Raw genomic sequence first — 11,891 nt, forward strand, 5'->3', positions numbered from 1 at the left:
TATGACTGGATGGATAGCGAACAAACCGTTGTAACCGTTGACATATATGGCATTCAATATAAGATTAAAGGTCATTCCAACATCGAGTATATGAGGCGGGTGGCCAGCTCGATAGACGAAAACATGAAGAAGCTCGCGAAGGCGAATCCGCGGCTCGATAACCAGAAGCTTGCGGTGCTGTGCGCCATGCAGACAACGGAGGATGTATTCCGTCTCCGCCGCGATATCGCGAGGCTTCAGGAGGAAGAAGCGCGCTCGATCGAAATCAAGCAGCAGCTCGAAGCCGAGAAGCGGCGTTACGAGGAGCTCTCCGAAACGCTCCAGCAGACGAAGCTTGAGGCGGAAGCGTCGCTGCGCGACCTGCGCGAGCGTTCCGAGAAGCAGCTCGAGGAGCGGCTGGCCGAGGCTGACGAGAGCTTCCAGGCGCTGCTGGCGGAAGCGGAGGAAGCGGCTCGGGGCGCGGAGGAACAGCTGCGAGAAGCTCGTCTGGAACATGAACGGGAGACGGAGCGGCTGCGGGAAGAGCTGGCGCAGGAGAAGAAGACGGAGCTCGTTCAGCTGAAAAGCAGGCTTGAGACGGAGCTTGCGAAGCTGGAGCAGGAGCGCGACAAAGCGATTGCAGAGCTGGTAGCGGAGCGGGACTCGGCGATTGCGGCTCTGGTTGCGGAGCGCGATCAACTGGCGGCGGATGCCGACGCGGAGCGCGAACGGCTAACGGCAGCCATTGCGGAGGAGAAGGAGAAGCTCTCCCTTCACTATATGGCGGAGATGGAGCAGCTCGTAGCGGAGCATGCCGCCGAGCTCGAGCTGCTGGCGGCCGAATACATAGCCGGCAAGGAAGCTCTTGTTGCCGAACACGCAACGGAGCTCGAGGCCGCGCTGGGCAAGCTGTCCGGCGAGAAGGACGAAGCCCGGAGCAGGCTGGAGAGCGAATGGCAGGCGAAGTGGGAGAAGCGCGAACAAGAGTGGCAACAAAGCTGGGAGCTTCGGGAGCAGGCATGGATTGAAGAGAAGGCTGCCGAACGGGCGGAGCTGGAGCTGGCTTCGCTCGAGAGAGAAGGCTTCCTGAAGAGGGAGCTTGAGCTGCTGGAGCAGGCCAGCAAGTCGGACGCCGAAGGCTGGGAGAACGAACGAGTACGGCTGGAGACTTTAATCGAGGAGATGAAACTGAACGCTGCGGCGGCGAGGGAGTCGTTCGAGAACCGGCTCGCGCTGGCGGACGAGCAAATTTCCCAAGCGCTGGAGCAGGAAGAGTCGCTCCGTTCTTCCGTCGCTCAGCTGCAGCAGGAGCAGCAGGCTTATATCGAGCAGCTGAGCGATGCGGCCGATCAAGCGGAGCAGTTCGCGGAGGAGCGCAAGCGCTGGGCGGAGCGCCAGCAAGAGGTGGAGCGCACGCTCGCGGAGCGGATCGCGCTTGCCGAAGAAGCGGAGAAGAGCTATACGGAGCAGCTGGATCAGCTGGCGTTCAAGGAGCTGGAGCTGACCGATCTGCTGGAGCAGCAGCAGGCCGCCGAGCAGGCTTGGAAAGCCCGGCTGGCGGAGCGGGAAGCGAGCGAGCTATCGCTTCGGCAGCAGCTCGAGCGCCGGCATGCGGCGGAAGCGGAGCTTCGCGAGCAGCTAGCGAAGCGCGAGGCGTCGGAGCGCGAGACGCTGGAGATGCTGGAGCTGCTGCAGGCGACCGAAAGCGAATGGCGCGAGGAGCTGGAGCGGAAGCAGTCGGCGGAGGCGGAGCTGCATGCGGAGCTGGAGCGGAAGCAGTCGGCGGAGGCGGAGCTGCGTGCGGAGCTGGAGCGGAAGCAGTCGGCGGAAGCGGAGCTGCGTGCGGAGCTGGAGCTGAAGCAGCTGGCGGAGGCGGAGCTGCGTGCGGAAATGGAGCGGAAGCAGTCGGCGGAAGCGGAGCTGCGCGAGGAGCTGGAGCGGAAGCAGTCGGCGGAAGCGGAGCTGCGCGAGGAGCTGGAGCGGAAGCAGTCGGCGGAGGCGGAGCTGCGTGCGGAGCTGGAGCGGAAGCAGCTGGCGGAGGCGGAGCTGCGCGAGGCGCTGGAGCGGAAGCAGTCGGCGGAGGCGGAGCTGCGCGAGGAGCTGGAGCTGAAGCAGCTGGCGGAAGCGGAGCTGCGCGAGGAGCTGGAGCTGAAGCAGCTGGCGGAGGCGGAGCTGCGCGAGGAGCTGGAGCGAAAGCAGCTGGCGGAGGCGGAGCTGCGTGCGGAGCTGGAGCGGAAGCAGCTGGCGGAGGCGGAGCTGCGCGAGGCGCTGGAGCGGAAGCAGTCGGCGGAAGCGGAGCTGCGCGAGGAGCTGGAGCTGAAGCAGCTGGCGGAAGCGGAGCTGCGCGAGGAGCTGGAGCTGAAGCAGCTGGCGGAGGCGGAGCTGCAAGAGCAGCTGACCGAGCTTCAGGGATCCGAAAGCTCGATGAAGGAGCGGCTTCTGGCAGCGGAAGGCGAGCTGCTGGAGATGGCGGAGCTGCAGCGAATGGCGGAAGAAGAGCTGCAAGAGCAGCTAGCGGCAAAGCAGAGTTCAGAGCAGGAGCTGTCCGGCAAGCTCGAGTCGGCGGAGAACGCGCAACGGGAGCTGAAGCAGCTGCTGGAGCAGAAGCAGATCGAGGCTGGGGAGCTGCGCGAGCAGCTTGAAGCCGTCCGGAAAGCGGAGCACGAATGGAAAGAGAAGCTGCGACAGGCGGAGCAAGACGTGCAGGAGCTGGCAGAGCTCGGACAGCTGGCCGAGGAAGAGCTTGGAGCGAAGCTGGCAGCGCATCAAGCTGCCGAACTGGAGCTCCAAGAGAGGCTGGCAGCGCATCAAGCTGCCGAGCAGCAGCTCCAAGAGAAGCTGGAGCTCTTGGGGGCAAGAGAGCGCGAGCTGTCAGCAGAGCTGGAGAATGCGCTTGCGTACGGCAGGGAGCTGAGCGACGCGGCTGCGAAGTATAGCGACGAGGCGCGCGAGCTCCGGGCGAAGCTGGAGCAGACGCAGGCCGATGAGCTGGAGCTGTACGAGAAGCTGGAGCAATCCCTTGCCGCGGAGCATGCACTCAGGGAGCAGCTGCTGCAATCCCAAGAAGAGCTCCGCGAACGCATGGAGCAGCTGGGGCTTCAGCAAGCCTCCGAGCGTGAATGGGAGGAGCAGCTTGCTCAGCTGCAGAAGGCCGAAGGCGAATGGAAGGCGAAGCTGCAGGCCGCGCAGCGTGAGCTGCAGGATCAAATCGAGCTGCAGCAGCTTGTCGAGGAAGAGGCGGAAGCGAAGCTTTCCTCCCTGCAAGCCTCTGTCCGCGAGTTGACGGAGAAGCTGGCCCATGCTAAAGCGTCGGCAGACCGTGACCGTCAAGAGCTGAATGAGCTGCTGAATCGGAAGCAAAGCGACGAGCAGAGGCTAGAGCAGCAGCTGGAGCATGAGCGGACGAAGCTGAACGAGCTCATCGAGCAGTTCGAGCTGACGGCAGCGCGGGAGCGCATCGCAGGCGGCATGCTGGCGGAGGCGAATGAACGCGCAGAAGGGCTTAGCCGGCGGTTGGAGGAGCTTCAAGGCGAGCTCAACCGGCTGGAAGAAGAAGCTTCGCAGATGCGACGGTTGAAGGAAGAGCTGGAGTCGAACGAAGAGTCGCTTCGCGAACGTATCGAGCTGGCGATGAGGGAAGCCGCGGTCTCGACTGCGGATGTACAGGAGCAATGGGCGGAGCAGCTTGCCGATCTGCGGCGCGAACGCGATGAAGCATCAGCCGCCGCCCGGGAGCTTGCCGACGAGCATGAAGCGCTCGCCGAGGAGCATCGCAAGCTGAAGATCGAATACTCCAAGCTTCAGACGGAGCATAATGAATGGATCGAAATGCTTGAGCTTAACTAAATAACGCAACAAAAGCATCATGAACGAAAGAAAGGTACAGCCGCTCAGAAATGAGGAGGCTGTACCTTTTTCCTTTTATATGGCGGATGAGCGGAACTGAGGAGCGTTATTTCGGAAAAAACGTCCATTTTACAAGTCTAACGGAACGGAGCGCCGTTATTTGGTTGTTTTGAGGGCGATTTTATAAAAAACGAAGGAAATAAAGGCGCTCCGTTCCGTAAGTCCCCGCAAAAGCTCAATTTTTCGATGAATAAGGTCGCTCAGTTCCGTAAGCGTCGCAAGAGATCTTTAATGGCCTTGCAGCAAACGCGGCTAGTCTTTAAGCGGCTACCCGTAGGAATGAATCGTGCCGGTCGGCCCTCCGAAGGAGAGACTCGCGAGCCTTACGATATCCGGCGTGACGGCGGCAGGATCCTTGCCGGTGGCGTGCATTTCGCTTCGCAGACTGCCGGGATTGTACAGGTTCACGAGAATGCCGTGCTCGTGCTCTTCATCCGCGACGGTTCGGGTAAGGGACTCAAGCCCGGCTTTGGCCGCGCTGTAAGCCGCGTAGCCTCCCGCACCGTTCTGGGACAGGCTGGACGTAATATTGATGATGCGGCCGTACTTCTGCTTGCGCATAGAGGGCAGTACCGCTTTGGTTAATAGAAAGGGTCCGGTCAAATTGGTGGCAATCTGCTTCTGCCACTCCTCCGCGGAGAGGTCCATGACGGAGCCCGGCTCCAGCACGGCGGCATTGTTCAGCAGAATGTCGATGCGGCCATGCTCCGCCAGCGCGGACTCGACGGCGCCCATTACTTGCTGCTCGTCGGTAACATCGGACTGTATGGTCAAGGATGTTCGGCCCGTGCGTTCGAGGACTATCGATGCGGTTTGCTCCAGCCGCTCCAGCCGTCTGCCCAGCAGTACGACGCTCGCGCCCGATTCGGCAAACGCTATAGCGGTTGCCCTCCCAAGTCCGGTACCAGCGCCGCTGATCATAGCGACCCGTCCATCAAGTGCTCCCATCTGCCTTCCTCCATTCGATGTTAGGTTTGTGAGCTTATCTTATCAAAGCGGACTTGGTTTTGAAAGGGCTTTAATCATTAGACTTTTTTGGACGGGCGCTAAGGAAGTCTAATAATAACGTAAGATAAAAGCCCCGCCCATGCGGACGAGGCCTTCCTTATTCCTATTCCACAACCAGCTTTGCTTTCATAAGCGCATGCCCGCCGCCGCAAGGTACGTTGCAAATGATGTTGTAGGTGCCGGGCTTGTCGAATTTGACGGGAACCGTTTCGTCTTTTTTGATGTCGTAATCGGTTTTCAGTATGCTTACGCCGTGAACGCCGTCAACCGAAGCCAGCTTCAGCCCGACCGTTTCGCCCGCTTTGATCTTGTATTCCTTCTGATCGAACTCGTAGTTTTTGGCGGTGATGACGATCTCGGAGGTCGGCGTGCCCAGCTCTTCCGCTGCGGCGCCCGACGTTTCGACGCTGTTCCCGTTATTGGCGCCGCAGGCCGCGATGACAATTGTAAGTACGAGCACGGACGCGAATGCAAACCATTTCTTCATAATAATTCGAATCCCCTTTCTTATTTCGATACTCCCATCATAACCGAAAAAGATGGCCGTAAGCCCGGTAGACCCGTGACAACAGTTTGACAAATGATTGAAAAACCTATGAACAATTTGGCAACCGGCATAAAAGTAGCCCCCGCCTGCATGACAGACGAGGGCTTCGTACTTCCGCCAAGCTTAACGGTCGCGACGTCTTCCTGCCTCATACGGCGTGCTGACCGGTATGAACAGGTCGATAATCCCGATTACGAGGGCTGCAAGAATCGCGCCTAGCCATGTAACCTCGACACCGCCGACGATGAACTGGGCGATCCAGATGACCGCCGCGCTGGCGAGAAAGCCGACGATGCCGCGTCCGAACGGGGTAACCCGCTTGCCGAATATACCTTCAATTATCCATCCAAGCGCCGCGATGACGAGGGCGAGGAATAAAGCGCTCCAGAAGCCGCCGACGCTGAAAGCGGGTACGATAAAGCCGACCAGCATAAGCACGAGCGCCGCTACGATAAATCGAACAACATGTCCAAGAAAGGTCATAATCCGAATTCCTCCTAATCAAGTAATGAAATGTTGGATCAGGTGAAGAGGGGTTGTTGTTGATTCGCCATTAGTGTCGCCAATGCCAGAAAAATTTATGTATGGCGTGTCAAATCGTCTATAACCGTTCTATCCTCGTGCATCGGGTTCCCGGTTCGGATATAATATAAAGGCGAGAGGAGTGTTAAGGGTTGGACGCCAAAATTTTAACGACGCTTGAATATCCCAAAATTATAAATAGATTGATCGGTCACGCCAGTACGTCGCTCGGCAAAACAAGAGCCGAGGAGCTGCGGCCACACACCGGTCTGGAGGATGTCAAATCGCTGCTGCAGGCTACGGACGAAGCGTACGCGGCGGACCGGCTGAAGGGCAGCGCGCCGTTCGGGGGCATTGCGGACATTAGCGCGCCGCTTCACCGGGCTAGGATCGGAGGGACGCTGAATCCGGCAGAGCTGCTCGAGATCGCTTCCTCCTCCCGTGGAGGCCGGCGCATCAAGAAGCATATCGAAATCATTCACGACGATCATCCGATCCCGATGCTGAGCGCGCTTGCCGAGGGCATTAGCGAACACAAGGCGATCGAAGACGCCATCTTCGCCTGCATCGATGAACAAGCGGAGGTTATGGACAGCGCGAGTCCCGAGCTGGCCGTCATTCGCCGCGAGCTCCGGAACGGGGAGTCGCGCATCCGCGAGAAGCTGGAGTCGATGATCCGTTCTTCCTCGGTGCAGAAGATGCTCCAGGACGCGATCATAACGCTTCGGGGCGACCGTTACGTCATTCCGGTCAAGCAGGAGTACCGCGGTAGCTTCGGCGGAATCGTACACGATCAGTCCGGCTCCGGCGCGACGTTGTTCATCGAGCCCGAAGCGATCGTAGCTATGAACAACAAGCTGCGTGAGACCAAAGCCGCGGAGCAGCGCGAGATTGAAAAGATCTTGCAGAAGCTGACCGCGCTTGCTGCTGAATACGTTGACGATCTGCTCATCAATCAAGACTTGCTCGGTCAGCTTGACTTCGCGTTCGCGAAGGCAAGGCTCGCCCACGAGATGAAAGCGACGCAGCCGCGCATGAACGACAGAGGCTTCCTGAAGCTAAAGCGCGGCAGGCATCCGCTTATCGACCGTGACAAGGTCGTGCCGCTCGACGTCGAGCTGGGCAACCAATTCACGGCCATTATCGTAACGGGGCCGAATACGGGCGGCAAGACGGTGTCCCTGAAGACGATCGGATTGCTAAGTCTCATGGCGATGTCCGGATTATTCGTACCGGCGGAGGAAGGAAGCCAGCTTTGCGTATTCGACGCGATATATGCCGATATCGGCGACGAGCAAAGCATCGAGCAGAGCCTCAGTACCTTCTCCAGCCATCTAACGAACATCATCCGGATTCTGAACGCCATGACGTCCAAAAGCCTGGTGCTGCTCGACGAGCTTGGCGCCGGTACGGATCCTGCGGAAGGCTCGGCGCTCGCGATCGCGATTCTCGAGCATATTCACGCGCGGGGCAGCCGCATCGTGGCGACCACGCATTACAGCGAGCTTAAGGCATACGCGTACAATCGGAAGGGCGTCATCAACGCCAGCATGGAGTTCGATATCGCGACATTAAGCCCGACGTATCGTTTGCTTGTGGGCGTTCCCGGACGAAGCAACGCGTTCGCCATCGCGGAACGGCTTGGCTTGCAGCGGTCGATCATCGAGCATGCGCGGGGCGAAGTCAGCGAAGAAGATCAGCGCGTGGAGAGCATGATCGCCTCCCTTGAAGAGAACCGTCTGACCGCGGAATCGGAGCGTCAGAGCGCCGAATCGCTGCGGCTTGAGATGGAGCGGCTGCGCGCGAAGCACGAAGCCGAACGCCAACGCTTCGAGGAGCAGAAGGAGAAGCTGCTGGAGAAGGCGAACGAAGAAGCCCGAAACGCCGTGGCCAAAGCGAAGCGCGAAGCCGAAGAAATCATAGCGGAGCTTCGCAAGCTCGCGATGGAGGAAGGCGCTTCGGTGAAGGAGCATAAGCTGATCGAAGCCCGCCGCAAGCTGGACGAAGCGGCTCCGGAGGCCAAGGGACCGAAGCGGGCGAAGCCTAGCGGAGCGGCGAAGCCGCAGAAGATCGGACCGGGCGACGAGGTTATGGTCTACAGCCTCAATCAGAAAGGAATTGTCGTCGACATGCACGGCTCCGACGCGACTGTGCAGCTCGGCATTCTGAAGATGAAGGTCGCACTCGACGATATGGAGCTGATCAAGGCGAAGCCGCAGGAGAAGGCCGCGCCGCAGAAGGCCTCGTCCAGCTTGAAGCGAACTCGCGACGATAACGTCCGTATGGAGCTTGATCTGCGCGGGGAAAACCTGGAGGAAGCGATCATGGAGGTTGACCGGTTCCTGGATGAATCGTTCCTGTCCGGATTCGGCCAAGTCTACATCATCCACGGCAAAGGCACGGGCGTGCTCCGCACGGGCATTCAGCAATACTTGCGCAAGCATTCGCACGTGAAGAGCTTCCGGAACGGCGATTACAGCGAAGGCGGCATCGGAGTGACCGTCGCCGAATTGAAATAACAATGGGGAGAGGATAAGATGGAAGCGGATATCGACAAACTGCTTGACAATCCTTATGCCGCGTCATTGGTTTTCGTTTCGGTGACGGTGATGTCGCTGATCGTGTTTTTATCGATTTTCGAGCTGGTCACGAAATATAAATGCTGGGATGAAATCAAAAAAGGCAACATGGCGGTCGCCATGGCAACCGGAGGCAAAATCTTCGGCATTTGCAACATCTTCCGATTTTCGATTGAAGCCAATGACTCGATATACCAGAGCTTAGCCTGGGGAGCCTTTGGCTTCGTCATTCTGCTTGTCGCCTATTTTCTATTCGAATTTCTTACGCCCGTATTCCGGATCGACGAAGAAATCGCGAAGGACAACCGGGCAATCGGCTTTATCGCGATGATCATTTCGGTATCGTTGTCCTACGTCATCGGCGCAACCGTCATTTTGTAGCTGGAGGCTTCCATACATATGAAATATTTATGGGTCACACTTTTTGTGTGCGCCGTTCTTTTTTTTGTAAGCGGCATTATCTATTTGATGTTGAATTAGCGCGGAGGAGAGATTCATAGATGCAAGAGAAGCAGGATCAAGAAAAACAAGTTTGCCAGTGGTGTCTGTCCGAAATTATTTGGGATGAGGAAATCGGGCCGGAGACGCATTGTCCGCATTGCGAGAACGAGCTTGGAGGCTACCGTTCCGTTCAGATCGGCCTAGACAGCGATGAAGACGACGACTCTACCGATTCAAGGAACGAAAACGAAGATGAAGACTGGCTGGACGACGAAAAAGAGGATCTGTCCGATCGCTACAATGAAGAGGAGGGCTTCCGAGGAGGAACCCGCAGCATGCTGGCGGCCGAAAGCGTTGTTCAGCGCATAATCGACGAGCAATTGGAGGCGCCGGAGTGTCCTTCCTGCCGTGAATATATGATGGAAGCCGGCGTGCAGACGATCGACTCCGGTTTCCGCCCGACGGAGTCGACGGCGATCGGCATATCCGTCGTTCCGAATCCGTTCAAGATCGTTTGGTACGTCTGCCCGGCATGTTATCATACGGCGTCGTTCCTAAGCCTGAACGACCGGGAAGAGATGCTGAACCGCTTGGCCGAACATTCTTAAACAACCGCAAGCGGTCTGCATGACAGCATGACTTCCATATATGGACGGGCATTGGACTTGCTTCTTCAGGGTATGTTACAAAACGAATGTTTTTGCGCAATCCTTGCGTGAAGGAGGTTTCGTTTTGGCGAAAGCGTTGGAGAAGCAAGCGGTCCTGCTGCTGGTCGTTCAAGCTTTGTACGGCATTGCAAGCGCGTTATCCGGCACGTTCCTGCCTGTATATTTGTGGAAGGCGAGCGGCTCTTATTTGCTCATCGGCTGGTTTACGTTCGCCCATTACGCGGTAGGAGGCTTGACCTTCTGGATTGCCGGCAAATGGGTGAAGGAGCACAATAAAATGCACAGCTTGCGGCTCGGGATCACGTTATCCGGTCTCTTCTACTGCACGGTGCTCCTGCTAGGCGAGAATTCGATGAATTGGTCGATTCCGCTGGGTATACTTAACGGTTTGGCATCGGGCTTTTTTTGGTTGGCATTCAATGTCGTTTATTTCGAGGTTACGGATCCCGACACAAGAGACCGGTATAACGGCTGGGCAGGCTTGCTCGGCGCCGGGGCGGGAATAATTGCGCCATGGATCTCCGGGCTGCTCATCACTTCGATGCAGGGCGAGAAGGGGTACCGGTTCATATTCGGACTGTCCCTTGCCATTTACACGATTAGCGTCATCTTAAGCTTCTGGCTGAAAAAAAGACATGGCGAAGGCAGCTATCACTGGTTGATGGGCTTCCGCAAGCTGCTCGAGAAGGGCAGTCCATGGAGGAGAATCGTTCCCGCGATCGCCGCTCAAGGGATTCGGGAAGGCGTATTTATGTTTCTCGTCGGTTTGACGGTATACGTCGCGACCCGCAACGAAAGCAAGCTGGGCACCTATTCGCTCATCGTATCGCTCGTGTCGCTGGTGAGCTTTTGGCTCGTCGGCAAGCTGATGGCGAAGATGAAGCGGAAGTGGGCGATGCTGATCGGCGTCGTCATGATCGCGGTCGTCATTTTGCCGCTATTCTGGCAAGTATCTTATTTCACCTTGCTCTTGTTCGGCATCGGCACCTCGTTGTTCATCCCGCTGTACATTATTCCGATGACGACTCGAGTATTCGATATTATCGGCCAATCGGAAGAAAGCGCGAAGAACAGGGAAGAGTTTATCGTGCTGCGCGAGGCCGGCCTTACAATCGGAAGAATCATCGGCTTGTCCGCCTATCTGGTCGTGCTGCCTCGCCATGATTCGCCTCTGGCGATTACCTGGCTCATGCTGGCCGTGGGGGTCGTGCCGATCGCGGGCTGGTGGCTCATGCGGCCGTTCCTGTCGGAGCAGGCACCGCTGAGCGGCGCCAATCATATGGCGGAAGTTCGAACGGAAGCAGGGATTCATAATGGTAAAAGTAGCATCCACTATTTCGGAGCTGATCGGCGGGACGCCGGTCGTTCAATTAAACAGAATGGCGGCGGAGGGCGCCGCGGCGGTGCTCGTTAAGCTGGAGCGCTTCAACCCCAGCGGCAGCGTCAAAGACCGCGCCGCCTTCTCGCTCATCGACTCCGCGGAGCGTAGCGGCCTTATTCGTCCGGGCGATACGATTATCGAGCCGACTAGCGGCAATACCGGCATCGGGCTTGCGATGAACGCCGCGGCGAGAGGCTATAAGCTCATCCTTGTCATGCCGGATAATATGTCGATGGAGCGCATTAAGCTGCTGCGGGCGTACGGCGCGGAGGTCGTGCTGACTCCGGCAGCCGAGAGAATGCCGGGCGCTATCCGCAAAGCGGAAGAGCTAAGAGACGGCATCCCCGGCAGCTATATTCCGAACCAATTCGAGAACGCGGCGAACCCGGACATTCACCGAAGAACGACCGCGCTCGAGATCATGGAGCAGACGGACGGCAAGCTGGACGCGTTTATCGCGACGGCGGGTACCGGCGGCACGGTAACGGGGACGGGGGAGACGCTGAAGCAACTGCTTCCCGGCATCCATATCGCGGTTGTCGAGCCGAAGGGCTCGCCCGTTCTGTCCGGCGGAGAGCCGGGTCCCCATAAGCTTGTCGGCACGAGTCCCGGCTTCGTCCCCGCCATTCTGAATACGTCGGTATACGACGAGATCATTCAGGTTGCCGATGATGACGCTCTGGAGACCATGCGCCGACTTGCGAGGGAGGAAGGGCTTCTGCTCGGGCCTTCATCGGGGGCGTCCGTATGGGCGGCCATGCAGGTGGCGGCGAAGCTTGGCCCCGGCAAGCGAGTATTGTGCATTGCGCCGGATACGGGCGAGCGCTACCTCAGCATGGGGATATTTTAGTTACGCGTGA

The 11,891-nt window shown here is 58.3% G+C and carries 9 protein-coding genes; 6 read left to right on the forward strand and 3 right to left on the reverse strand.

Going from position 1 to position 11,891, the window contains the following annotated elements; all coding sequences use genetic code 11:
- Nucleotides 1-9 precede the first annotated feature (9 nt).
- Nucleotides 10-3,825 (forward strand): hypothetical protein, encoded by a 3,816-nt coding sequence (locus NQZ67_RS01065; protein ID WP_257441992.1) that lies wholly within the window; start codon nt 10-12, stop codon nt 3,823-3,825.
- 327 nt (nt 3,826-4,152) lie between these two features.
- Here NQZ67_RS01065 and NQZ67_RS01070 read toward each other — a convergent pair whose 3' ends face one another.
- The 3 genes from NQZ67_RS01070 to NQZ67_RS01080 form a co-directional block, all read right to left on the reverse strand.
- Nucleotides 4,153-4,833: an SDR family NAD(P)-dependent oxidoreductase gene (locus tag NQZ67_RS01070; protein WP_257441994.1), complete on the reverse strand. Its 681-nt coding sequence runs from the start codon at nt 4,831-4,833 to the stop codon at nt 4,153-4,155.
- Between the two features lie 163 nt (nt 4,834-4,996).
- Nucleotides 4,997-5,380: a cupredoxin domain-containing protein gene (locus NQZ67_RS01075; RefSeq protein WP_257441995.1), complete on the reverse strand. Its 384-nt coding sequence runs from the start codon at nt 5,378-5,380 to the stop codon at nt 4,997-4,999.
- Between the two features lie 183 nt (nt 5,381-5,563).
- Nucleotides 5,564-5,923, reverse strand: coding sequence for a phage holin family protein (locus NQZ67_RS01080; protein ID WP_257441997.1), 360 nt, complete (start codon nt 5,921-5,923; stop codon nt 5,564-5,566).
- Between the two features lie 191 nt (nt 5,924-6,114).
- Between NQZ67_RS01080 and NQZ67_RS01085 the strand changes: the two genes are divergently transcribed.
- The 5 genes from NQZ67_RS01085 to cysK all read left to right on the forward strand — a co-directional run bounded on the left by NQZ67_RS01085 (nt 6,115) and on the right by cysK (nt 11,881).
- Nucleotides 6,115-8,481 carry an endonuclease MutS2 gene (locus tag NQZ67_RS01085; RefSeq protein WP_257441998.1) on the forward strand — a complete coding sequence of 789 codons (2,367 nt, stop codon included), beginning with the start codon at nt 6,115-6,117 and terminating at the stop codon, nt 8,479-8,481.
- A gap of 18 nt (nt 8,482-8,499) precedes the next feature.
- A complete protein-coding gene (locus NQZ67_RS01090; RefSeq protein ID WP_257441999.1) occupies nt 8,500-8,922 on the forward strand; it encodes a DUF350 domain-containing protein in 423 nt (140 codons plus the stop codon).
- A gap of 119 nt (nt 8,923-9,041) precedes the next feature.
- Nucleotides 9,042-9,590 (forward strand): hypothetical protein, encoded by a 549-nt coding sequence (locus tag NQZ67_RS01095; protein WP_257442000.1) that lies wholly within the window; start codon nt 9,042-9,044, stop codon nt 9,588-9,590.
- Nucleotides 9,591-9,714: 124 nt separating this feature from the next.
- Nucleotides 9,715-11,064: an MFS transporter gene (locus NQZ67_RS01100; RefSeq protein ID WP_257442001.1), complete on the forward strand. Its 1,350-nt coding sequence runs from the start codon at nt 9,715-9,717 to the stop codon at nt 11,062-11,064.
- On the forward strand, nt 10,964-11,881 hold the full coding sequence (gene cysK / locus NQZ67_RS01105) for a cysteine synthase A (RefSeq protein WP_257442002.1): 918 nt from the start codon (nt 10,964-10,966) through the stop codon (nt 11,879-11,881). Before NQZ67_RS01100 ends, cysK begins: the two co-directional genes overlap by 101 nt.
- Nucleotides 11,882-11,891 lie beyond the last annotated feature (10 nt).

The organism is Paenibacillus soyae (assembly GCF_024623455.1).
Lineage (GTDB): Bacteria > Bacillota > Bacilli > Paenibacillales > Paenibacillaceae > Pristimantibacillus > Pristimantibacillus soyae.

Excerpts from the sequence above, each read along its gene's own strand:
- NQZ67_RS01095 (WP_257442000.1), top strand. The coding sequence starts at position 9,042 with ATGCAAGAGAAGCAGGATCAAGAAAAACAAGTTTGCCAGTGGTGTCTG.
- NQZ67_RS01070 (WP_257441994.1), bottom strand. The coding sequence starts at position 4,833 with ATGGGAGCACTTGATGGACGGGTCGCTATGATCAGCGGCGCTGGTACC.
- NQZ67_RS01080 (WP_257441997.1), bottom strand. The coding sequence starts at position 5,923 with ATGACCTTTCTTGGACATGTTGTTCGATTTATCGTAGCGGCGCTCGTG.
- NQZ67_RS01065 (WP_257441992.1), top strand. The coding sequence starts at position 10 with ATGGATAGCGAACAAACCGTTGTAACCGTTGACATATATGGCATTCAA.
- cysK (WP_257442002.1), top strand. The coding sequence starts at position 10,964 with ATGGTAAAAGTAGCATCCACTATTTCGGAGCTGATCGGCGGGACGCCG.
- NQZ67_RS01075 (WP_257441995.1), bottom strand. The coding sequence starts at position 5,380 with ATGAAGAAATGGTTTGCATTCGCGTCCGTGCTCGTACTTACAATTGTC.
- NQZ67_RS01090 (WP_257441999.1), top strand. The coding sequence starts at position 8,500 with ATGGAAGCGGATATCGACAAACTGCTTGACAATCCTTATGCCGCGTCA.